This is a genomic window from Pseudomonas sp. LF020 (genome assembly GCF_053456425.1).
This window is the reverse complement of record NZ_JBRFIX010000003.1, coordinates 420,301-442,511: the sequence shown is the minus strand read 5'-3', so window position 1 is coordinate 442,511 and position 22,211 is coordinate 420,301. Positions and strand designations below refer to the sequence as shown.

At 59.8% G+C, this 22,211-nt stretch carries 25 protein-coding genes; 14 read left to right on the top strand and 11 right to left on the bottom strand.

Annotation, left to right across the window (positions count from 1 at the left end; all coding sequences use genetic code 11):
* The first annotated feature begins 9 nt into the window (after nucleotides 1-9).
* A complete protein-coding gene (locus ACU680_RS09775) occupies nucleotides 10-903 on the top strand; it encodes a ZIP family metal transporter (protein ID WP_448179323.1) in 894 nt (297 codons plus the stop codon).
* Nucleotides 904-1,004: 101 nt separating this feature from the next.
* Here the strand turns inward: ACU680_RS09775 and ACU680_RS09770 are convergent, their stop codons facing one another.
* From ACU680_RS09770 to ACU680_RS09725, 10 genes are all read right to left on the bottom strand, one after another.
* The gene (locus tag ACU680_RS09770) at nucleotides 1,005-1,280 is read right to left on the bottom strand and encodes an HPr family phosphocarrier protein (RefSeq protein WP_003221684.1); all 276 of its coding nucleotides are present in this window, start codon (nucleotides 1,278-1,280) and stop codon (nucleotides 1,005-1,007) included.
* Between the two features lie 15 nt (nucleotides 1,281-1,295).
* Entirely contained in the window at nucleotides 1,296-2,153 is an 858-nt protein-coding gene (gene rapZ / locus ACU680_RS09765; protein ID WP_007967205.1) for an RNase adapter RapZ, read from the bottom strand.
* A gap of 2 nt (nucleotides 2,154-2,155) precedes the next feature.
* Entirely contained in the window at nucleotides 2,156-2,620 is a 465-nt protein-coding gene (gene ptsN, locus ACU680_RS09760; RefSeq protein ID WP_007967207.1) for a PTS IIA-like nitrogen regulatory protein PtsN, read from the bottom strand.
* An 11-nt stretch (nucleotides 2,621-2,631) separates the two neighbouring features.
* Nucleotides 2,632-2,940, bottom strand: coding sequence for a ribosome hibernation-promoting factor, HPF/YfiA family (gene hpf / locus ACU680_RS09755; RefSeq protein ID WP_007953578.1), 309 nt, complete (start codon nucleotides 2,938-2,940; stop codon nucleotides 2,632-2,634).
* Nucleotides 2,941-3,013: 73 nt separating this feature from the next.
* Complete coding sequence (locus ACU680_RS09750) at nucleotides 3,014-4,507, bottom strand: RNA polymerase factor sigma-54 (RefSeq protein ID WP_448179322.1); 1,494 nt, start codon at nucleotides 4,505-4,507, stop codon at nucleotides 3,014-3,016.
* Between the two features lie 187 nt (nucleotides 4,508-4,694).
* On the bottom strand, nucleotides 4,695-5,420 hold the full coding sequence (gene lptB, locus ACU680_RS09745; RefSeq protein WP_007967211.1) for an LPS export ABC transporter ATP-binding protein: 726 nt from the start codon (nucleotides 5,418-5,420) through the stop codon (nucleotides 4,695-4,697).
* Nucleotides 5,420-5,965: a lipopolysaccharide transport periplasmic protein LptA gene (gene lptA, locus ACU680_RS09740; protein ID WP_007967212.1), complete on the bottom strand. Its 546-nt coding sequence runs from the start codon at nucleotides 5,963-5,965 to the stop codon at nucleotides 5,420-5,422. Before lptA ends, lptB begins: the two co-directional genes overlap by 1 nt.
* Nucleotides 5,952-6,524 carry an LPS export ABC transporter periplasmic protein LptC gene (lptC, locus tag ACU680_RS09735; protein ID WP_007967214.1) on the bottom strand — a complete coding sequence of 191 codons (573 nt, stop codon included), beginning with the start codon at nucleotides 6,522-6,524 and terminating at the stop codon, nucleotides 5,952-5,954. The genes lptA and lptC overlap by 14 nt, the downstream gene beginning before the upstream one ends.
* Nucleotides 6,525-6,532: 8 nt before the next feature.
* Nucleotides 6,533-7,057: a KdsC family phosphatase gene (locus tag ACU680_RS09730; protein WP_007967216.1), complete on the bottom strand. Its 525-nt coding sequence runs from the start codon at nucleotides 7,055-7,057 to the stop codon at nucleotides 6,533-6,535.
* The gene (locus tag ACU680_RS09725) at nucleotides 7,057-8,031 is read right to left on the bottom strand and encodes a KpsF/GutQ family sugar-phosphate isomerase (RefSeq protein ID WP_027610849.1); all 975 of its coding nucleotides are present in this window, start codon (nucleotides 8,029-8,031) and stop codon (nucleotides 7,057-7,059) included. The genes ACU680_RS09730 and ACU680_RS09725 overlap by 1 nt, the downstream gene beginning before the upstream one ends.
* Nucleotides 8,032-8,306: 275 nt before the next feature.
* Between ACU680_RS09725 and ACU680_RS09720 the strand changes: the two genes are divergently transcribed.
* The 10 genes from ACU680_RS09720 (at nucleotide 8,307) to hisC (ending at nucleotide 16,272) form a co-directional block, all read left to right on the top strand.
* On the top strand, nucleotides 8,307-9,116 hold the full coding sequence (locus tag ACU680_RS09720; RefSeq protein ID WP_448179321.1) for an ATP-binding cassette domain-containing protein: 810 nt from the start codon (nucleotides 8,307-8,309) through the stop codon (nucleotides 9,114-9,116).
* Nucleotides 9,116-9,913: a lipid asymmetry maintenance ABC transporter permease subunit MlaE gene (gene mlaE / locus ACU680_RS09715; protein ID WP_003221704.1), complete on the top strand. Its 798-nt coding sequence runs from the start codon at nucleotides 9,116-9,118 to the stop codon at nucleotides 9,911-9,913. The genes ACU680_RS09720 and mlaE overlap by 1 nt, the downstream gene beginning before the upstream one ends.
* Nucleotides 9,913-10,380, top strand: coding sequence for an outer membrane lipid asymmetry maintenance protein MlaD (gene mlaD / locus ACU680_RS09710; RefSeq protein WP_007967220.1), 468 nt, complete (start codon nucleotides 9,913-9,915; stop codon nucleotides 10,378-10,380). Before mlaE ends, mlaD begins: the two co-directional genes overlap by 1 nt.
* 11 nt (nucleotides 10,381-10,391) lie before the next feature.
* Entirely contained in the window at nucleotides 10,392-11,045 is a 654-nt protein-coding gene (locus ACU680_RS09705) for an MlaC/ttg2D family ABC transporter substrate-binding protein (RefSeq protein WP_448179320.1), read from the top strand.
* Entirely contained in the window at nucleotides 11,042-11,347 is a 306-nt protein-coding gene (locus ACU680_RS09700) for an STAS domain-containing protein (RefSeq protein WP_025109450.1), read from the top strand. Before ACU680_RS09705 ends, ACU680_RS09700 begins: the two co-directional genes overlap by 4 nt.
* A 116-nt stretch (nucleotides 11,348-11,463) precedes the next feature.
* Nucleotides 11,464-11,703: a BolA family protein gene (locus ACU680_RS09695; RefSeq protein ID WP_008085051.1), complete on the top strand. Its 240-nt coding sequence runs from the start codon at nucleotides 11,464-11,466 to the stop codon at nucleotides 11,701-11,703.
* A gap of 22 nt (nucleotides 11,704-11,725) precedes the next feature.
* A complete protein-coding gene (murA, locus tag ACU680_RS09690; RefSeq protein WP_047291321.1) occupies nucleotides 11,726-12,991 on the top strand; it encodes a UDP-N-acetylglucosamine 1-carboxyvinyltransferase in 1,266 nt (421 codons plus the stop codon).
* A gap of 127 nt (nucleotides 12,992-13,118) precedes the next feature.
* The gene (hisG, locus tag ACU680_RS09685) at nucleotides 13,119-13,754 is read left to right on the top strand and encodes an ATP phosphoribosyltransferase (RefSeq protein WP_007967226.1); all 636 of its coding nucleotides are present in this window, start codon (nucleotides 13,119-13,121) and stop codon (nucleotides 13,752-13,754) included.
* Nucleotides 13,755-13,879: 125 nt separating this feature from the next.
* A complete protein-coding gene (gene hisD, locus ACU680_RS09680; protein ID WP_007967227.1) occupies nucleotides 13,880-15,217 on the top strand; it encodes a histidinol dehydrogenase in 1,338 nt (445 codons plus the stop codon).
* A 2-nt stretch (nucleotides 15,218-15,219) separates the two neighbouring features.
* Nucleotides 15,220-16,272, top strand: coding sequence for a histidinol-phosphate transaminase (gene hisC / locus ACU680_RS09675; RefSeq protein WP_448179319.1), 1,053 nt, complete (start codon nucleotides 15,220-15,222; stop codon nucleotides 16,270-16,272).
* A 121-nt stretch (nucleotides 16,273-16,393) separates the two neighbouring features.
* Here the strand turns inward: hisC and algW are convergent, their stop codons facing one another.
* Nucleotides 16,394-17,548 carry a Do family serine endopeptidase AlgW gene (algW, locus tag ACU680_RS09670; protein WP_367083126.1) on the bottom strand — a complete coding sequence of 385 codons (1,155 nt, stop codon included), beginning with the start codon at nucleotides 17,546-17,548 and terminating at the stop codon, nucleotides 16,394-16,396.
* A gap of 103 nt (nucleotides 17,549-17,651) precedes the next feature.
* Between algW and ACU680_RS09665 the strand changes: the two genes are divergently transcribed.
* The 3 genes from ACU680_RS09665 to cysN all read left to right on the top strand — a co-directional run bounded on the left by ACU680_RS09665 (nucleotide 17,652) and on the right by cysN (nucleotide 21,498).
* Entirely contained in the window at nucleotides 17,652-18,410 is a 759-nt protein-coding gene (locus ACU680_RS09665) for a Nif3-like dinuclear metal center hexameric protein (RefSeq protein ID WP_448179318.1), read from the top strand.
* Nucleotides 18,411-18,672: 262 nt separating this feature from the next.
* Entirely contained in the window at nucleotides 18,673-19,590 is a 918-nt protein-coding gene (cysD, locus tag ACU680_RS09660; RefSeq protein WP_003221715.1) for a sulfate adenylyltransferase subunit CysD, read from the top strand.
* 9 nt (nucleotides 19,591-19,599) lie between these two features.
* A complete protein-coding gene (cysN, locus tag ACU680_RS09655; RefSeq protein ID WP_448179317.1) occupies nucleotides 19,600-21,498 on the top strand; it encodes a sulfate adenylyltransferase subunit CysN in 1,899 nt (632 codons plus the stop codon).
* The last annotated feature ends 713 nt before the right edge of the window (nucleotides 21,499-22,211 follow it).

The following is a 22,211-nucleotide window of genomic DNA, read 5'->3' as shown; positions in this document are numbered from 1 at the left end:
AGGCTGACTATGGGCACTGAAACACTGGCGATTGGCGGTGGGCGCATGTTTCGTTACGCGGTCGGGTCGCTGTTGCTGCTGGCGGGCATCACCTTGCTCGCGGCGCATGGGCTGGAATGGCTGGATCTGCAGCCGAAACTGTCGCGGGCCTTGCAGGGCGGCGCGATCTGCGCCCTCGGCACGGCCCTCGGTGCGGTGCCGGTGCTGGTGATCCGGCGCATGCCGCAGAGGCTCAGCGATACGCTGCTGGGTTTCGGCGCCGGCGTGATGCTGGCGGCGACCGCTTTTTCGCTGATCGTGCCGGGCATTGCCGCGGCCGAAAGTCTGGGCCTGACACCCTGGGCCGCCAGCGGTCTGATCTGCTTCGGCATCATGCTCGGTGCATTCGCTCTGTATCTGGTGGATCTGAAACTGTCCGGCGCCTCACCGGAAATGCTCGTCGGTACCCCCGAGCACCCGGTGATTCCGCCGCGGATCTGGCTGTTCGTCTTCGCCATCATTGCCCACAACATTCCGGAAGGCATGGCGGTGGGGGTGTCTGCTGGCGGCGGCATGCCGGATGCCGACAGTCTGGCGATGGGCATCGCCTTGCAGGATGTGCCGGAGGGATTGGTGATTGCGCTGGTACTGGCGGGGGCAGGAATGTCGCGGGTCAAGGCATTCTTGATCGGTGCGGCGTCAGGACTGGTCGAACCGGTGTTTGCGCTGCTCTGTGCTTGGCTGGTCAGTCTGGCGGAGCTGTTATTGCCGTTGGGGCTGGCGCTGGCGGCGGGGGCGATGTTGCTGGTGGTGACTCATGAGGTCATTCCCGAGTCGCGGCGCAATGGTCATGACAAGCTGGCCAGCCTAGGCTTGCTGATCGGGTTTTGTCTGATGATGGTGATGGATACGGCGTTGGGTTGAATATCAAAAGATCGCAGCCTGCGGCAGCTCCTACAGTGAACGCATTCCAATGTAGGAGCTGCCGCAGGCTGCGATCTTTTGATCTTTTGATCTTTTAACGATCAACCACCCTCATCGAAGTAGTTGTTGATCAACGCCACCAGCGCATCCAGCGCTTCCTGTTCCTGATGTCCTTCAGTACTCAAATATATTTTGGTGCCTTTACCGGCGGCCAGCATCATCATCGCCATGATGCTTTTGCCATCCACCGTGGTTTCCGGTGTGCGACCCACTCTGATCGTGCAATCCGGGAACTGCCCCGCCACCCCGACGAACTTGGCCGACGCTCGGGCATGCAGGCCCAGTTTATTGATGATTTCGATTTCCAGAGCAGGCATCGCGGTGTGAATCCTTTAAGTGAGGTCGCGGTGGCGAACCTGGACGTTCTTCAGGGTTTTCTGCAGGGCCTGACCCAGGCGTTCGGTCAGGTAAACGGAGCGGTGATGTCCGCCAGTGCAGCCAATGGCAATGGTGACATAGGCGCGATTGCTCGCCGCAAAGCGCGGCAACCATTTATTCAGGTAGCCGTAGATGTCCTGGAACATCTCTTCGACCTCCGGCTGCGTCGCCAGATACTCGGCGACCGGTGCGTCGAGTCCGGATTGTGCGCGCAATTCAGGCTTCCAGTACGGATTGGGCAGGCAGCGCACGTCGAACACCAGATCCGCGTCCACCGGCATGCCGCGCTTGAAACCGAACGATTCAACCAGAAATGCCGTCCCCGGCTCCGGCTGGTTCAGCAGGCGCAGTTTGATGGTATCGCGCAACTGGTACAGATTCAGATTGGTGGTGTTGACCTTGAGATCGGCCAGGTCGGCAATCGGGCCGAGCAGGGCGGTTTCATCTTCGATCGCTTCGGCCAGTGAGCGGTTGGCGGTGCTCAGCGGGTGGCGACGGCGGGTTTCCGAGAAGCGTTTGAGCAAGGTTTCTTCGTCGGCATCCAGATACAGCACATCACACTGGATGTGTCGGGCGCGGACTTCTTCGAGCAACTCGGGGAAGCGTGACAAATGACTCGGCAGGTTTCGCGCATCGATCGACACAGCCACCAACGGCTGAGCCAGCTCGGTATGAATCAGGGCGCGTTCGGCGAGTTCCGGCAGCAGACCGGCCGGCAGGTTGTCGATGCAGTAGTAGCCGTTGTCCTCAAGAACATTCAGGGCGGTACTTTTACCCGAGCCGGAGCGGCCGCTGACGATGATCAAACGCATGATTAGTGACCGTTCTGCTCGCTCAGGACGACCTGATACAAGGCTTCATTGCTCGGTGCGCTACGCAGTTTTTCGCGCACTTCCTTGCGGTCGAGCATGCTGGCGATCTGGCGCAGTAATTCCAGATGAGCATCGGTGGCCGCTTCCGGGACCAGCAAGACAAACAGCAGGTCAACCGGTGCGCCGTCGATTGCATCGAAATCGATGGGCGCTTCAAGGTGCATCAACGCGCTGATAGGCGCTTCGCAGCCTTTGAGACGACAGTGGGGGATGGCGATGCCGTTGCCGAAACCGGTGGAACCGAGTTTCTCACGGGCGATCAGCGCTTCGAAGACATCTTGCATCTCCAGATCCGGCACTTCGCGGGCGATCAGGTTGGCAATCTGTTCGAGGGCTTTCTTTTTACTGCCGCCCGGCACGTTCACCAGGGAACGGCCGGGGGTCAGGATACTTTCAAGTCGGATCATGGGGGTGGGGGTTATCGACCGGTAGCGCCCTGAAGCAGGCTCTGGGTCTTTTCCTTATGCTTTTTGAGTTGTTTATCAAGCTTGTCGGTCAGCGCGTCGATCGCTGCGTACATGTCGGTATGTTCCGCGTTTGCGACGACCTCATTGCCGGGAATATGCAGCGTGGCTTCGATTTTCTGCTTCAGCTTTTCGACGCACATCGTGACTTGCACGTTGGTGATCTTGTCGAAATGTCCCTCAAGCCTCTTGAGCTTCTGCTCAACGTATTCACGGAGAGGTTGGGTAACTTCCAGTTGGTGTCCACTGATGTTGACTTGCATACAGCTTCTCCTTCGTTGCCAGTGCATAAAGCGGCAGGCCGAACAGCCTGCCACTGGAACGCTGTAACGTGGCTTACATCAACCGCTTGCGTTCGCTCGAAGGCGCGATCCCTAGGGATTCACGGTACTTGGCGACGGTGCGGCGAGCCACCTGAATGCCTTGTGCCTCCAGTAAACCAGCGATCTTGCTGTCACTCAACGGCTTTTTCTGATTTTCCGCTGCAACCAGTTTTTTGATGATCGCGCGGATCGCCGTGGACGAGCATTCACCGCCTTCGGAGGTGCTTACATGGCTGGAGAAAAAGTATTTCAGTTCATAAATGCCCCGTGGGGTATGCATGAATTTCTGTGTGGTGACCCGGGAAATCGTCGATTCGTGCATGCCTACCGCTTCGGCGATGTCGTGCAGGACCAACGGCTTCATGGCTTCGTCGCCGTACTCCAGGAAACCGCGCTGATGCTCGACGATCTGGGTGGCCACTTTCATCAGGGTTTCGTTGCGGCTCTGCAGGCTCTTGATGAACCAGCGTGCTTCTTGCAACTGGTTGCGCATGAAGGTGTTGTCGGCGCTGGTGTCGGCGCGACGGACGAAACCGGCGTACTGCGCGTTGACCCGCAAACGGGGCACCGACTCCTGATTCAATTCGACCAGCCAGCGCTCGTTGTCCTTGCGCACAATGACGTCGGGCACCACGTACTCGGCTTCGGTCGATTCGATCTGTGAGCCCGGGCGTGGATTGAGGCTTTGCACCAGTTCGATGACCTGACGCAGCTCGTCTTCCTTGAGCTTCATGCGCCGCATCAACTGGCTGTAGTCACGACTGCCGAGCAGATCGATGTAATCGCTGACCAGACGTTTGGCTTCGTTGAGCCACGGGGTCTTGGCCGGGAGCTGACGCAGTTGCAGCAACAGGCATTCGCCGAGGTTGCGCGCGCCGATGCCGGCGGGTTCGAACTGTTGAATGCGGTGCAGAACGGCCTCGATCTCGTCCAGCTCGATGTCGAGCTCCGGATCAAAGGCGTCGAGGATTTCTTCGAGGGTTTCGTCGAGGTAGCCCTGATTGTTGATGCAATCGATCAGGGTCACGGCGATCAGGCGGTCGGTGTCGGACATCGGCGCCAGGTTCAATTGCCACAGCAAATGGCTTTGCAGGCTTTCGCCGGCGGAGGTGCGGGTGGTGAAGTCCCACTCGTCGTCATCGCTGCTGGGCAGACTGCTGGCGCTGGTCTGGTAGACGTCTTCCCAGGCGGTATCAACGGGCAGTTCGTTAGGAATGCGCTCGTTCCATTCGCCATCTTCCAGGTTGTCCACCGTCGGGGCGGTTTCCTGATAGGAGGGTTCCTGAATGTCGGTGTTGGTTTTTTGTTCGACGTTGTCGGCCAAAGGATCGGTATTGTCGAAGTCGTCGCCTTCTTCCTGGCGTTCGAGCATCGGATTGGATTCCAGGGCCTCCTGGATTTCCTGTTGCAGGTCCAGGGTCGACAATTGGAGCAGGCGGATGGCCTGTTGCAGCTGCGGTGTCATCGTCAGCTGCTGGCCCATTCTCAAGACTAGCGATGGTTTCATGGCAGGGGCTTAACACCTTATTCGCCGGCGCGCATGCGCCATCCACTACAGGGCGCCGGAGCGCCAAACTTAAGCAAATTATATGCCTGAAACTGTCGTGTTTGCCTAGAGCGCTGTAACAATTAAAGCGTATTAAATCCTGCTTGAATCGATACAGCGCCCGGGCGGCTCACCGGGCACTATTCGCTTAGAGGCGGAACTCGTGGCCCAGGTACACTTCCTTCACCAGATCGTTGGCAAGGATGGTCGCCGCATCGCCTTCGGCGATCAGTTGACCGTCGTTGACGATGTAGGCGGTTTCGCAGATATCCAGGGTCTCACGCACGTTGTGGTCGGTGATCAGTACACCGATGCCCTTGGCCTTGAGGTGGTGGATGATCTGCTTGATGTCGCCAACCGAAATCGGGTCGACACCGGCGAACGGTTCGTCGAGCAGGATGAATTTCGGTGCGGTCGCCAGGGCGCGGGCGATTTCCACCCGGCGGCGTTCACCACCGGACAGGCTCATGCCGAGGTTGTCGCGGATGTGGCTGATGTGGAACTCCTGCAGCAGGCTTTCCAGTTCCTTGCGACGACCGGCCTTGTCGAGTTCCGTGCGGGTTTCGAGGATGGCCATGATGTTATCGGCCACCGACAGTTTGCGGAAGATCGATGCTTCTTGCGGCAGATAGCCGATACCGGCCTTGGCACGACCGTGCATCGGCTGATGGCTGACGTCCAGATCATCGATCAGCACGCGACCCTGATCGGCCTGCACCAGGCCGACGATCATGTAGAAGCAGGTGGTCTTGCCGGCGCCGTTCGGGCCGAGCAGGCCAACGATCTGGCCACTGTCGATCGACAGGCTGACGTCGCGCACAACCTGGCGGCTTTTATAGGCCTTGGCCAGGTGTTGGGCTTTCAGAGTTGCCATTACTGGGTCTTCTCGTCGGTTTTCTTCTTCGGCTGGATCACCATGTCGATGCGCGGACGCGCTTCGGTGACTTTGCTACCGGTAGCGCGACCGGCACTGGCCAGCTTCTTCACTGTGTCATAGACGATTTTCTCGCCCTGAGTGGTGTTGTTGTCCTTGTCGACAACCTTGGCCTTGTCGATCAGCACGACGCGGTTTTGCGCGGCGTGGTACTGGATCGTCACGCCCCAGCCTTGTACCGGCTTTTTGTCGCCCTGAGTCTGCAACTGCTCGAAGTAGGCAAGGTTGCCCACCGAGGTCACCACGTCGATATCACCGGTCGGGGTACGGGTGATGGTCACCGTATTGCCCTTAACGATCATCGAACCCTGGGTGATGATCACGTCACCTTTATAGGTGGCGATGCCATTCTTGTCGTCCAGTTGGGCGTCGTCGGCCTGAATGCGGATAGGTTGCTGCTGATCGTTCGGCAGAGCCCAGGCGCTCACGCTTCCCAGTGCTGCGCCCAGACTGAGCAAAATAGGGAGGGTTTTAACGAGCCTCATACTGTCCTCTTACGTTCGATTGCAGGTGTATCCTGCTGTCCTTCAAATACGCCTTCATTCCCACGCCAGTCGATACACCGCCAGCGCCGTCGATTCTAACGGGTTGCTCGGTCTGCGCATATTGCTGCTGAGGGAACACCGTCATGCGTGTGCTGGTGATCAGGGTGTCGCGGTTCTTTTCATCGGTGCGCTTGATGCGTACCGAGTCGATCAATTCTACCTGCGTTCCGTCCGGATTCACTTCGCCGCGCTCGCTGGTCACGTGCCATGGAAACTCGGTGCCGCGATACATGTTGAGGTCAGGTTTGGTGACCAGTGTCACGTCCGTGGCCTTCAGGTGTTCGGCCTTGTCCGAAGTCATTTCATACTGCACTTTGCCGTCCGGCAGGTATTGCAGGGTATGCGTATTGGTGGCGTACCAGTCGATTGCAGTGTCTTCGACCTTGACCGCAGGTTTGTCGAGGAACCGTTCCGGACTGATGTTCCAGTAGCCGACCGCCGCAAACATGGCAGCGATACAGCCGAACAGCAGGAAGTTGCGAAATTTTTTGCTAAACATGGTCTGGCTCACAGGTACGCGGCGTTGGCCGCATCGAGGCGGCCCTGGGCGCGCAGGATCAATTCGCAGAATTCACGGGCGGCACCTTCGCCACCGCGGGCCCGAGTGACGCCATGGGCGTGTTCGCGCACGAAATCGGCGGCATTGGCGACGGCCATGCCCAGACCTACGCGGCGGATCACCGGCAGGTCAGGCAAGTCGTCACCGAGGTAGGCGACCTGTTCATAGCTTAGGCCCAGTTGCGCCAGTAGACCGTCCAGAACCACCAATTTGTCTTCGCGGCCCTGAAACAGGTGCGGGATGCCGAGGTTCTTCGCCCGGCGTTCAACCACCGGCGTCTTGCGGCCGCTGATGATGGCGGTTTCGACACCGGCATTCATCAGCATCTTGATGCCCTGGCCGTCGAGGGTGTTGAAGGTCTTGAATTCGCTGCCGTCTTCGAGGAAGTACAGGCGCCCGTCGGTGAGAACGCCGTCGACGTCGAACACCGCCAGTTTGATCGCTTTGCCGCGTTGCAGCAGATCGGTGGTCATTACATCACTCCTGCACGCAGCAGATCGGAGAGGTTGAAGGCGCCGATCGGGCGATCTTCTTCGTCCACGACCACCAGTGCGTTGATTCGGTGGTCTTCCATGATTTTCAGCGCTTCGGCGGCGAGCATCTCGGGCCGTGCGGTCTTGCCGTGTGCGGTCATGACCTGGTCAATGGTGGCGCTGCGGATGTCGATGCTGCGATCCAGGGTGCGGCGCAAATCGCCGTCGGTGAAGATCCCGGCCAGCTTGCCATCGGCTTCAACGATCGCGGTCATGCCCAGACCCTTGCGGGTCATTTCCATCAGCGCGTCTTTGAGCAGGGTGCCGCGCTGCACTTGCGGCAGCTCTTGCCCGGCATGCATGACGTTTTCCACTTTCAGCAGCAGGCGTCGACCCAGAGCGCCGCCCGGGTGCGAAAAAGCAAAATCTTCGGCAGTGAAACCGCGCGCTTCCAGCAGCGCCACCGCCAGGGCATCACCCATGACCAGCGCCGCAGTGGTCGAGGAGGTCGGTGCCAGGTTCAGCGGGCAGGCTTCGTGCTCGACGTGAACGTTGAGATTGACTTCGGCGGCCTTGGCGAGCGGCGACTGCGGATTGCCGGTGAGGCTGATCAACTGGATGCCGAGGCGCTTGATCAATGGCAGCAGGGTGACGATTTCGTTGGTCGAGCCGGAGTTGGAGAGGGCGAGGATCACGTCGTCGCGGGTGATCATGCCCATGTCGCCATGGCTGGCTTCGGCCGGGTGGACGAAAAATGCCGGGGTGCCGGTGCTGGCCAGGGTTGCGGCAATCTTGTTGCCGACGTGCCCGGATTTGCCCATGCCGACCACCACCACACGGCCTTTGCTGGCCAGAATCATCTCGCAAGCGCGTACGAAATCGGCGTCGATATGGGGCAACAAGCCTTGTACGGCTTCCACTTCGAGGCGGATGGTGCGTTGTGCCGATTGAATCAGGTCGCTGGATTGGCTCATGTCAGAAATCGTATAGCCCGATGAAAAGGCGGCGATTATAGCGGTTATGTTGAAAAGCCTCACGCAAGTTCGTCGTGCTTTGTCATTCCTTGTCACCAAAACCCTGAAAAAGCGCGGGCGGGCCTGTCATGTCGCTGAACACAGAGGGGCATGGGCCTTGGGCGCTTGGCCTTTGCAGTGATATAGTTCGCCGCCAGTTCGGCCTGCCCGGGAGGTATGTGCTTTCCAAGGAAAGCCAGGCGTCCGAGTGAGAGGCTGCATCGCAAGGAGTTTAGATGAGTGCCGATAACGCCTACGCGGTCGAGCTGAAGGGAGTCTCCTTCAAGCGCGGTGCGCGCAGCATTTTCAATAACGTCGATATTCGCATCCCGCGTGGCAAGGTTACCGGCATCATGGGACCTTCCGGGTGCGGCAAGACCACTTTGTTGCGCTTGATGGGTGCGCAGTTGCGTCCTTCCAGCGGCGAAGTCTGGGTCAACGGCCAGAACCTGCCGACACTGTCGCGCAGTGATCTGTTCGATGCGCGCAAGCACATGGGTGTGCTGTTTCAGAGCGGCGCGCTGTTCACCGATCTCGATGTCTTCGAGAACGTCGCGTTCCCCCTGCGCGTTCATACCCAATTGCCGGATGAAATGATCCGCGACATCGTCCTGCTCAAATTGCAGGCGGTCGGCTTGCGCGGTGCCATCGAGTTGATGCCCGACGAGCTGTCCGGCGGCATGAAGCGCCGGGTGGCGCTGGCCCGGGCGATTGCGCTCGATCCGCAGATTCTCATGTATGACGAGCCTTTCGTCGGCCAGGATCCGATCGCCATGGGCGTGCTGGTACGCCTGATCCGTCTGCTCAACGACGCGTTGGGAATCACCAGTATCGTGGTCTCTCACGATCTGGCCGAAACCGCGAGCATTGCTGACTACATCTATGTAGTAGGTGATGGTCAGGTGCTGGGGCAGGGCACGCCGGACGAATTGATGAATTCGGGTGAGCCGCGTATTCGCCAGTTCATGACCGGCAACCCCGATGGCCCGGTGCCGTATCATTTTCCAGCGACGGATTACCGCGCAGATCTTCTGGGGAAGCGCTGATGCGCAGAATTTCACTAATAGAACGCGTACGCCGTTTCGGCGAGGCGGCGATCGACGCCGTCGCGGTGTTCGGTCGCGCGACCCTGTTCCTGTTTCACGCCCTGCTCGGTCGTGGCGGCATCAGCGGCGGATTTGGCCTGCTGGTCAAGCAACTGCATTCGGTTGGCGTGATGTCGCTGGTGATCATCGTCGTGTCGGGGATTTTCATCGGCATGGTGCTGGCGCTGCAGGGCTTCAGTATTCTGTCGAGCTACGGTTCGGAGCAGGCCGTGGGGCAGATGGTCGCCCTGACGTTGCTGCGTGAACTGGGACCGGTGGTGACGGCGTTGCTGTTTGCCGGGCGTGCCGGTTCGGCGCTGACCGCGGAAATCGGCAACATGAAGTCCACCGAACAGCTTTCCAGCCTGGAAATGATCGGTGTCGATCCGCTCAAATACATTATTGCCCCGCGTCTGTGGGCCGGTTTCATTTCCCTGCCGGTGCTGGCGATGATTTTCAGCGTGGTGGGGATCTGGGGCGGTTCGTGGGTGGCTGTCGACTGGCTTGGCGTGTATGAAGGCTCCTACTGGGCGAACATGCAGAACAGCGTGAACTTCACCAGCGATGTGCTCAACGGCGTCATCAAAAGTATCGTTTTCGCCTTCGTCGTGACCTGGATTGCCGTTTTCCAAGGCTATGACTGTGAGCCCACTTCCGAGGGCATCAGTCGCGCCACTACCAAGACCGTGGTATTCGCCTCGCTGGCAGTACTGGGCCTGGACTTTATTCTGACCGCTTTGATGTTTGGAGATTTCTGATGCAAAACCGCACCCTGGAAATCGGTGTCGGCCTGTTCCTGCTGGCAGGGATCCTGGCCTTGTTACTGCTTGCTCTGCGGGTCAGTGGGCTGTCTCCGACTTCGACCACCGACACCTATAAACTGTATGCCTACTTCGACAATATCGCCGGTTTGACGGTCAGAGCCAAGGTGACCATGGCCGGTGTGACCATCGGCAAGGTCACGGCCATCGATCTGGATCGCGACAGCTTCACCGGTCGGGTCACCCTGCAAGTGGATAAAAAGGTCGACAACCTGCCGACCGACTCCACAGCGTCTATCCTGACCGCTGGCCTGTTGGGAGAGAAGTACATCGGTATCAGCGTGGGCGGGGAAGACACCCGTCTGAAGGATGGTGGAACCATCCACGACACGCAGTCGTCTCTGGTACTGGAAGACCTGATCGGTAAATTCCTGCTCAATACCGTTAGCAAAGACGCCAAATGAGGAGCTTTTGAATGATCTCTACCTTGCGACGTGGCCTGTTGGTGTTGCTCGCGGCCCTGCCGATGCTGGCTAACGCTGCGCCTGGACAGTCGGCGCACGACCTGATTCAGGACACCACGAACCGGATGCTGGCCGATCTCTCGGCCAATAAAGAGAAGTACAAGCAGGATCCACAGGATTTCTACACGGCGCTGAACACCATCGTCGGTCCCGTGGTGGATGCCGAAGGCATTTCCAAGAGCATCATGACGGTCAAGTACTCGCGCAAGGCCACGCCGGCGCAGATGCAGACCTTCCAGGAAAACTTCAAGCGCGGCCTGTTCCAGTTCTATGGCAATGCCTTGCTCGAATACAACAACCAGGGCATTACCGTTGATCCGCCCAAGGATGAGTCCGGCGATCGCACCAGCGTCGGCATGACCGTCAAGGGCAACAACGGCGCGATCTACCCTGTGCAGTACACGCTGGAGAAGATCAATGGCGAGTGGAAACTGCGCAATGTGATCATCAATGGCATCAACATCGGCAAGCTGTTCCGTGATCAGTTCGCCGACGCAATGCAGCGCAATGGCAACGATCTGGACAAGACCATCAATGGTTGGGCCGGCGAAGTCGCCAAAGCCAAGGAAGAAACCGACAAAGCTGCCGCGAAGCCAGCGCAATGAATGAGGCGGCAGTTCGTATGAGTGACGTCGACGAGCTATTGCTCAGCGGAGTGCTGGATTACCGCACAGGTCCCGACCTGCGCAAGGAAGGCCAGGCGCTGATCAAGTCCAGCAAGGCGGCAGCGCTGGTCATCGATTGTTCGGCAGTTAAGAAGTCCAGCAGCGTCGGTTTGTCCTTGCTGCTGTGCTTCATGCGCGATGCCCAGGCGGCCGGCAAGGCCGTCAGCATCCGCGCGATGCCGGAAGACATGCGCGAAATCGCTCAGGTCAGTGAACTGACCGAGTTGCTGGCGCACCCCTGAACCCGCATCGATAAAGAAGCCCCCCGTCAGAGTCCTGCCAATGCGGGGTTCGCAGGCGCGGGGCTTTTTTGTATGATGTCCGACCCGTGCGCACAGGGCGCCGATTGAGGTTGAGCATGCAGGCCGTAGAAGTGAAGAGCTTCCTTGAAGGAAAGCTGCCCGGAACGTTGGTAGAAGTTGAGGGCGAAGGCTGCAATTTCCAGCTGAACGTGATTAGCGATGAACTGGCGGCGTTGAGCCCGGTGAAGCGTCAGCAGCAGGTCTATGCCCATTTGAACCCATGGATCACCGATGGCAGCATCCATGCGGTCACTATGAAATTTTTCAGCAGCGCGGCCTGGGCCGAGCGCACCTGAGCCCAAGGGCGTCGAGATTCTTATGGATAAATTGATTATTACCGGTGGCGTTCGTCTTGATGGCGAAATCCGTATCTCCGGGGCGAAGAACTCCGCCCTGCCGATTCTGGCTGCCACCCTGCTGTGCGATGGCCCGGTGACCGTCGGCAACCTGCCGCACCTGCACGACATCACCACCATGATCGAGCTGTTCGGTCGCATGGGCATCGAGCCGGTGATCGACGAGAAACTCAGCGTCGAAATCGATCCACGCACCATCAAGACCCTGATCGCGCCGTACGAACTGGTGAAAACCATGCGTGCGTCGATCCTGGTACTGGGCCCGATGGTTGCGCGTTTCGGCGAAGCCGAAGTCGCCCTGCCTGGCGGTTGCGCCATCGGTTCGCGTCCGGTCGACCTGCACATTCGTGGCCTCGAAGCCATGGGCGCGGTGATCGACGTCGAAGGCGGCTACATCAAGGCCAAGGCACCTGAAGGCGGCCTGCGCGGCGCAAGCTTCTTCTTCGATACCGTCAGTGTGACCGGTACCGAAAACATCATGATGGCAGCGGCCCTGGCCAAGGGCCGCAGCGTGCTGCAGAACGCTGCGCGTGAGCCTGAAGTGGTTGACCTGGCGAACTTCCTCAACGCCATGGGCGCCAAGGTTTCCGGCGCCGGTACCGACACCATCACCATCGATGGCGTCGAGCGTCTGGGTTCGTGCTTCTACAAAGTCATGCCTGACCGTATCGAAACCGGCACCTACCTGGTGGCCGCAGCGGTCACCGGTGGCCGTGTGAAGGTCAAGGACACCGATCCGACCATCCTCGAAGCCGTTCTGGAAAAGCTCCGTGAAGCCGGCGCTGAAGTCACCAGCGGTGACGACTGGATCGAGTTGAACATGCACGGCAAGCGCCCGAAAGCGGTCAACGTGCGTACAGCGCCGTACCCGGCGTTCCCGACCGACATGCAGGCGCAGTTCATCTCGCTCAACGCCATTGCCGAAGGCACTGGTGCGGTGATCGAGACGATCTTCGAAAACCGTTTCATGCACGTGTACGAACTGCACCGCATGGGCGCCAAGATCCAGGTCGAAGGCAACACCGCGATCGTCACCGGTACTGAAGTCCTGAAGGGCGCGCCAGTGATGGCCACCGACCTGCGTGCTTCGGCCAGCCTGGTGATCTCGGCACTGGTGGCCGAAGGCGACACCCTGATCGATCGCATCTACCACATCGACCGTGGTTACGAGTGCATCGAAGAAAAACTGCAGATGCTGGGCGCCAAGATCCGTCGCGTTCCGGGCTGATTGCTGCATGCGGACACAGGGACGTGTCCACTGAATTTGTTTCGAGTCGAGCCGGTATCCGGCTCGATGTGTGTCCGGCGCCGATTGCGACCGGACATGAGTACCTTGATAAGGACTGACGTTTCCCATGTTGACCATCGCACTGTCCAAGGGCCGCATCCTTGACGACACCCTGCCGCTTCTCGCTGAAGCGGGCATCGTGCCGACCGAGAATCCGGACAAGAGCCGCAAGCTGATCATCCCCACCACTCAGGATGACGTACGTCTGTTGATCGTGCGTGCCACCGACGTGCCGACCTATGTCGAGCATGGCGCGGCCGATCTCGGCGTCGCCGGTAAAGACGTGTTGATGGAATACACCGGTCAAGGCCTGTACGAACCGCTGGACCTGCAGATTGCCCAGTGCAAGCTGATGACCGCCGGCAAGATCGGCGCGGCCGAGCCCAAGGGCCGTCTGCGCGTGGCGACCAAATTCGTCAACGTTGCCAAGCGTTACTACGCCGAGCAGGGCCGTCAGGTCGACATCATCAAGCTCTACGGCTCGATGGAACTGGCGCCGCTGATCGGTCTGGCCGACAAGATCATCGACGTGGTCGACACCGGCAACACCCTGCGCGCCAACGGCCTGGAACCTCAGGAACTGATCGCCACGATCAGCTCGCGCCTGGTGGTCAACAAGGCTTCGATGAAGATGCAACACGCCCGAATCCAGGCGTTGATCGATACCCTGCGCAACGCAGTGGAATCGCGACACCGCGGCTGATGTACCTGCGCGACCCCTGGTCGCGCCGTCTATCCGCCTCATAGCCAGAATTCTCAGGTGCCCAAGCGGATCGAATGATAGTTTCGGGCGCCTGAGTTTTTCGCCATTCCTATGAGGCTCTCGCTATGACCGCACCGACTGCAATTCGCCGACTCAACGCTGCTGACCCGGATTTCGCGCATCATCTGGATCATCTGCTGAGCTGGGAAAGTGTGTCTGACGACTCGGTCAATCAGCGCGTGCTGGACATCATCAAGGCGGTGCGCGAGCGCGGTGACGCGGCGCTGGTCGAGTTCACCCAGAAGTTCGACGGCCTCGAAGTCGCCTCGATGGCTGACTTGATCCTGCCGCGCGAGCGCCTAGAACTGGCCCTGACCCGCATCACCGTGGCACAGCGCGAAGCGCTGGAAAAAGCCGCGGCGCGGGTGCGCAGCTACCACGAAAAACAGAAGCAGGACTCCTGGAGCTACACCGAGGCTGACGGCACCGTGCTCGGGCAGAAGGTCACGCCGCTGGATCGCGCTGGCCTCTACGTGCCGGGCGGCAAGGCGTCGTACCCGTCGTCGGTGCTGATGAACGCGATTCCGGCCAAGGTCGCCGGCGTGACCGAAGTGGTCATGGTGGTGCCGACCCCGCGCGGCGAAATCAACGAGCTGGTGCTGGCGGCGGCGTGCATTGCCGGCGTCGACCGGGTGTTCACCATCGGCGGCGCACAAGCGGTTGCTGCACTGGCCTATGGCACTGAAAGCGTGCCGCAGGTGGACAAGGTCGTCGGCCCGGGCAACATCTATGTGGCCACCGCCAAGCGTCACGTGTTCGGTCAGGTCGGCATCGACATGATCGCCGGCCCGTCGGAAATCCTCGTAGTGTGCGACGGTCAGACCGATCCGGACTGGATCGCCATGGACCTGTTCTCCCAGGCCGAACACGACGAAGACGCCCAGGCAATTCTGGTCAGCCCGGATGCCGAATTCCTCGACAAGGTCGCCGCGAGCATCGACAAACTGCTGCCGACCATGGACCGCGCAACCATCATCGAAACCTCGATCAATGGTCGCGGTGCGCTGATCCACGTGCGCGACATGGCGCAAGCCATCGAAGTGGCCAACCGCATTGCCCCGGAACACCTTGAACTGTCGGTCGCCGACCCGCAGGCCTGGTTGCCGCAGATCCGTCACGCCGGCGCGATCTTCATGGGCCGCCACACTTCCGAAGCGCTGGGCGACTACTGCGCCGGCCCGAACCACGTGTTGCCGACGTCCGGCACCGCGCGTTTCTCCTCACCGCTGGGCGTGTACGACTTCCAGAAACGTTCGTCGATCATCTTCTGCTCCGAGGCCGGTGCTTCCGAGCTGGGCAAGACCGCTTCGGTGCTGGCCCGTGGCGAATCCCTCAGCGCGCACGCACGCAGCGCCGAATACCGCATCAAAGACGCAGACTTTCTGCCAGGGCAGGGGGAGTGAACATGAGTAAATTCTGGAGCCCGTTCGTCAAGGATCTGGTGCCGTATGTGCCGGGCGAACAGCCGAAGCTGACCAGACTGGTCAAGCTCAACACCAACGAAAACCCCTACGGCCCGTCGCCAAAAGCCCTGGCGGCGATGCAGACCGAACTCAACGACAATCTGCGCCTGTACCCGGACCCGAACAGCGATCTGCTGAAAACCGCCGTCGCCCACTACTACGGCGTACAGAGCAATCAAGTATTCCTCGGCAACGGCTCGGACGAAGTGCTCGCGCACATCTTCCACGGTCTGTTGCAACACGAGCAGCCGCTGCTGTTTCCGGACATCAGCTATAGCTTCTATCCGGTGTATTGCGGTCTGTACGGTATCCAGTTCGATGCGGTGCCGCTGGACGCGCAGTTCCAGATCAACCCGGCGGATTACGCCAAACCCAACGGCGGGATCATTTTCCCCAACCCGAACGCACCGACCGGTTGCCTGTTGGCACTGGAAGCGGTCGAGCAGATCCTTAAGGCCAGCCCGGATTCGGTGGTTGTGGTGGACGAGGCCTACATCGACTTCGGCGGCGAAACCGCGATCAGTCTGGTGGACCGTTATCCGAATCTGCTGGTGACCCAGACCCTGTCCAAGTCGCGCTCGCTGGCAGGCCTGCGGGTGGGGCTGGCGGTGGGGCACCCGGATCTGATCGAGGCACTGGAGCGAATCAAGAACAGCTTCAACTCTTATCCGCTGGATCGTTTGGCGATTGTCGGCGCGGCTGCAGCGTTCGAGGATCGTGAGTATTTCGACAAGACCTGCCGTCTGGTTATCGAAAGTCGCGAGTGGGTCGTTGCGCAGTTGCAGGCCAAGGGCTTTGAGGTGCTGCCGTCGGCGGCAAACTTCATCTTCGCCCGTCACCCGCAACACGATGCAGCAGGGCTGGCAGCCAAGTTGCGCGAGCAGGGCGTGATTGTGCGTCACTTCAAGCAGGAGCGGATTGCCCAGTTCCTGCGGATTTCGATTGGCACGCCGGAGCAGAACCAGGCGCTGATCGACGGCCTCGGCAACCTGTAGAACACCGCTAAACCTGTGGGAGCGAGCTTGCTCGCGAAAGCGGTTGGTCATTCAACATCGATGTTGAATGTGACGGCCTCTTCGCGAGCAAGCTCGCTCCCACAGTGTTTTTGGCAGGTGCTTACTCTTCTTCTTTGACCGGCGCCGGCGGTGGACGCAGACCGATTTCAGCGGTCAGCTTCAGTTCTTTGCCGTTGCGCATGACCTGAATGGTGACCTTGTCGGTCGGTTTGATCCGCGCCACCTGGTTCATTGATTTGCGGCCATCACCGGCCGGTTCGCCGTCGATACTCAGAATCACGTCACCCAACTGCAGGCCGGCCTTCTGTGCCGGGCCATCGCGGAAGATCCCTGCAACGACAATTCCCGGACGTCCGGACAGGCCAAACGACTCGGCCAGTTCCTGGGTCAGCGGCTGTACTTCAATACCCAGCCAGCCACGAATCACCTGACCGTGCTCGATGATCGACTTCATTACTTCCATCGCCAGTTTCACCGGGATCGCAAAACCGATGCCCTGTGAGCCGCCGGACTTGGAGAAGATCGCCGTGTTGATCCCGGTGAGGTTGCCATTGGCATCGACCAGCGCGCCGCCGGAGTTGCCCGGGTTGATCGCCGCGTCGGTCTGGATGAAGTCTTCGTAGTTGTTCAGGCCCAACTGGTTACGCCCGGTGGCGCTGATGATGCCCATGGTCACGGTCTGGCCGACGCCGAACGGGTTGCCGATGGCCAGTGCGACGTCGCCGATGCGGATGCTGTCGGAGCGGCCGACGGTGATCGCCGGGAGACTTTTCAGATCGATCTTCAGCACCGCGAGGTCGGTTTCCGGGTCGCTGCCGATGACGCGGGCGAGGGTTTCGCGACCGTCCTTGAGTGCCACCACGATCTGGTCGGCGCCGGTGGTCACGTGGTTATTGGTCAGAATGTAGCCTTCCGGGCTCATGATCACCCCGGAACCGAGGCTCGATTCCATGCGTTTCTGCTTCGGCGAGTTGTCACCGAAGAAGCGCCGGAACTGCGGGTCTTCAAACAGCGGGTGCGCCGGTTTGTTGATGACCTTGGTGGTGTAAAGGTTGACCACCGACGGTGCGGCGATGGTCACCGCGTCGGCATAGGACACCGGCCCCTGCTGCACGCTGGTGGTTTGCGGGGCCTGTTGCAGGTTGACGTCGAGGCTCGGCAGCCCGACCCACTGCGGGTAACGCTGAATAATCAACAGAGCGATAAGCACACCGGCCAACAGCGGCCAGCCAAAAAAACGCAGCGCCTTGAGCATTAAGCACGTCCTGGAAAAGTTGCAGGCGGGGGCAGACCGCCGATAATGTCGCGCATTATACGAGGCCGCGCGCGCCTCTGAACGGGATATTTAGGAGTCTTTCATGGCCGTCGCCCTCAGCACCCTCGTCGAAGAAGCCGACCGTTACCTCGGCAGTGCAAAAATCGCCGATTATTGCCCCAACGGCCTGCAGGTCGAAGGCCGTCCACAAGTGATGCGCATCGTCAGTGGCGTCACCGCCAGTCAGGCCTTGCTCGATGCCGCAGTCGAAGCCGAGGCCGATCTGGTGCTGGTGCATCACGGCTATTTCTGGAAGGGCGAGAACCCGTGTATCACCGGCATGAAGCAGCGTCGCTTGAAGACTTTGCTCAAGCACGACATCAGTCTGCTCGCCTATCACTTGCCGCTGGATCTGCACCCGGAAGTCGGCAATAACGTGCAGCTGGCGCGTCAGCTGGACATTACCGTTGAAGGGCCACTGGATCCGGACAACCTGAAAATTGTCGGACTGGTTGGCTCGTTGAATGAGCCGATGACCCCGCGTGATTTCGCGCGCAAGGTCCAAGAGGTCATGGGCCGCGAGCCGCTGCTGGTCGAGGGCAGTGCGATGATTCGTCGGGTCGGCTGGTGCACTGGCGGCGGGCAGGGTTATATCGATCAGGGCGTGGCGGCGGGTGTTGATCTGTTCCTCAGCGGTGAAGCCTCCGAGCAGACCTTCCACAGCGCGCGGGAAAACGACATCAGCTTCGTCGCCGCCGGTCACCACGCCACCGAGCGCTACGGCGTGCAGGCGCTGGGCGACTACCTGGCAAAACGTTTCGCCCTTGAACACATCTTCATCGATTGCCCGAACCCGATCTGACGACTTCCGGCGAGCCTGATCTGAAATGCTGCCCTGTAGGAGCTGCCGAAGGCTGCGATCTTTTGACTTTGTCTTTTAAAAGCAAGATCAAAAGATCGCAGCCTGCGGCAGCTCCTACAGGGGAGAATGGGGCAAACCGGTGGGCATATTCATATGCCCTTTCGATCTAGTAGGCGTCCTGATTAGAAGAGGTCGCTGTGCTAGGATTCCCCGCTCGAACACGGCCCGCTGGCCGTTCATAAGAAAGCTTTCGTGAGTAGCCATGGTCGACAAACTGACGCATCTGAAACAGCTGGAGGCGGAAAGCATCCACATCATCCGCGAGGTGGCCGCCGAGTTCGACAACCCGGTGATGCTGTACTCCATCGGTAAAGACTCCGCCGTGATGCTGCATCTGGCACGCAAGGCGTTCTTCCCGGGCAAACTGCCGTTTCCGGTGATGCACGTCGACACTCGCTGGAAATTCCAGGAGATGTACAAGTTCCGCGACAAGATGGTCGAAGAGCTGGGCCTGGACCTGATCACCCACATCAACCCCGATGGCGTGGCGCAGAACATCAACCCGTTCACCCACGGCAGCGCCAAACACACAGACATCATGAAGACCGAGGGCCTCAAGCAGGCGCTCGACAAGCATGGTTTCGACGCCGCGTTCGGCGGCGCCCGTCGCGATGAAGAGAAATCCCGCGCCAAGGAGCGCGTGTACTCGTTCCGCGACAGCAAGCACCGCTGGGATCCGAAAAACCAGCGTCCGGAGCTGTGGAACGTCTACAACGGCAAGGTCAACAAGGGCGAATCCATCCGTGTGTTCCCGTTGTCGAACTGGACCGAACTGGACATCTGGCAGTACATCTACCTCGAAGGCATCCCGATCGTGCCGCTGTACTTCGCCGCCGAGCGTGAAGTGATCGAGAAGAACGGCACGCTGATCATGATCGACGACGACCGTATCCTTGAACACCTGTCCGACGAGGACAAGGCACGCATCGTCAAAAAGAAAGTGCGTTTCCGTACCCTTGGCTGCTACCCGTTGACGGGCGCGGTGGAGTCCGAGGCTGAAACCCTCACGGACATCATTCAGGAAATGCTCCTGACGCGAACTTCCGAGCGCCAGGGCCGGGTCATCGACCACGATGGCGCAGGCTCGATGGAAGACAAGAAACGTCAGGGTTATTTCTAAGGGGTTGTCATGTCGCACGCATCTGATTTGATCAGCGAGGACATCCTCGCCTACCTGGGCCAGCACGAACGTAAAGAGCTGCTGCGCTTTTTGACCTGCGGTAACGTCGATGACGGCAAGAGCACCCTGATCGGGCGCCTGCTGCACGACTCCAAGATGATCTACGAAGATCATCTGGAAGCCATTACCCGCGATTCGAAGAAAGTCGGCACCACCGGTGACGACATCGACCTGGCGTTGCTGGTCGACGGCCTGCAGGCCGAGCGTGAGCAGGGCATCACCATCGATGTCGCCTACCGCTATTTCTCCACCGCCAAACGCAAATTCATCATCGCCGACACCCCAGGCCATGAGCAGTACACCCGCAACATGGCCACCGGTGCCTCCACCTGTGACCTGGCGATCATCCTGGTCGACGCCCGTTACGGCGTGCAGACCCAGACCCGCCGCCACAGCTTCATTGCCTCGTTGCTCGGCATCAAGCACATCGTCGTCGCCATCAACAAGATGGACCTGAAAGACTTCGACGAAGGCGTGTTCGAGTCGATCAAGGCTGACTACCTGAAGTTCGCCGAAGGCTTGAAGATGAAGCCGACCAGCATGCACTTCGTGCCGATGTCTGCCCTCAAGGGCGACAACGTGGTGAACAAGTCCGAGCGCTCGCCTTGGTACAAAGGGCAGTCGCTGATGGAAATCCTCGAGACCGTGGAAGTGGCGGGCGACCGCAACTTCACCGATTTGCGTTTCCCGGTGCAGTACGTCAACCGTCCGAACCTGAACTTCCGCGGTTTCGCTGGCACGCTGGCCAGCGGCATCGTGCACAAGGGCGACGAAGTGGTGGTTCTGCCGTCGGGCAAGAGCAGCCGCGTCAAATCCATTGTCACCTTCGAAGGTGAGCTGGAGCAGGCCGGCCCGGGTCAAGCGGTGACGCTGACCATGGAAGACGAAATCGACATCTCCCGTGGCGACCTGCTGGTGCATGCCGACAACGTCCCACCGGTCACCGACAGCTTCGAAGCGATGCTGGTGTGGATGGCTGAAGAGCCGATGCTGCCGGGCAAGAAATACGACATCAAGCGCGCCACCAGTTACGTGCCGGGCTCGATTGCCAGCATCGTCAACAAGGTCGACGTGAACACCCTCGAAGAAGGCCCGGCGAGCGCGTTGCAGCTCAACGAAATCGGCAAGGTGAAGATCGCGCTCGACGCGCCGATCGCCCTCGACGGTTACGACAGCAACCGCACCACTGGCGCGTTCATCGTTATCGATCGTTTGACCAACGGCACCGTCGGCGCCGGCATGATCGTTGCGCAGCCGCTGTCTCACGGTACCGCGACGCATCACGGCAAACTGGCCCACGTTGCCACTCAGGAACGTGCCCAGCGCTTCGGCCAGCAGCCAGCAACCGTGTTGTTCAGCGGTCTGTCGGGCGCGGGCAAGAGCACGCTGGCCTATGCGGTCGAGCGCAAGCTGTTCGACATGGGCCGTGCGGTGTTTGTGCTCGATGGTCAGAATCTGCGTCACGACCTGAACAAGGGGCTGCCGCAGGATCGTGCCGGGCGTACCGAGAACTGGCGGCGTGCGGCGCATGTGGCGCGTCAGTTCAACGAGGCTGGTCTGTTGACCCTGGCGGCGTTTGTGGCGCCGAGTGCCGAAGGTCGTGAACAGGCCAAGGATCTGATCGGCAAGGAGCGTCTGCTGACGGTTTATGTGCAGGCTTCGCCGGCGGTGTGTGCCGAGCGTGATCCGCAGGGTCTGTATGCTGCCGGTGGCGATAATATTCCGGGTGAGTCGTTCCCGTATGACGTGCCGCTGAATGCTGATCTGGTGATCGACACGCAGTCGCTGTCGTTGGAAGAGAGCGTGAAGCAAGTGCTGGATCTGCTGCGCAAGCGTGGCGCGATTTAAGCGTTAGCCGGAAATGAAAGGCCCGCGGATGAGTGATCATCGGCGGGTTTTTTGTTGGCTGCGATTTTTGCGCGAGCTCATTCCACTGTGGGAGCTGGCTTGCCAGCGATGGCGCCTTTATAGGCGACCATGCTCTGTCTGGCTGAGTGAATATCCGTTTCTTCGGGTGCTGCGGCTGGCGGTTTCGCCCTTACGGCGACTCACTTTTTTTACAAACGCCTAAAAAAAGTAAGCAAAAAAACGCTTGCTCCTGCGTTCGGCCCGCTCGCTAAAGCTCGGGGTCCCTTCGCTGCGGGATCGATCCGGGGGCAGCGCCTACGGTTTGCTTCGCTGCACCTCCTCTCGCTGTGTTTGGCTTCGCCAAACGGTCGCTGCGCTCCCACCCCCGGATCAATCCCTCCGCTCAGCCTTCCGACGTCGCCCGTGGATCAAGATCAAGAGCTTTCGGCGAGCTGACACTCGGCCATTTGAGTGGTGAAAAGCGTGCGCCTGGCTGTAGTTTTTCCTGTGGGAGCTGGCTTGCCAGCGATGGCGGCCTGACAGCCGACCAATTTCTACCTGGATACACCGGTTTCAAACTGTGGGAGCGAGCTTGCCAGCGATGGTGGCCTGCGAACCGACCAATCTCCAACTGAACGCACCCAACCCAACTGTAGGAGCGAGCCTGCTCGCGATAGCGGTATGTCATTCAACATTGGAGTGGCTGCTCCACC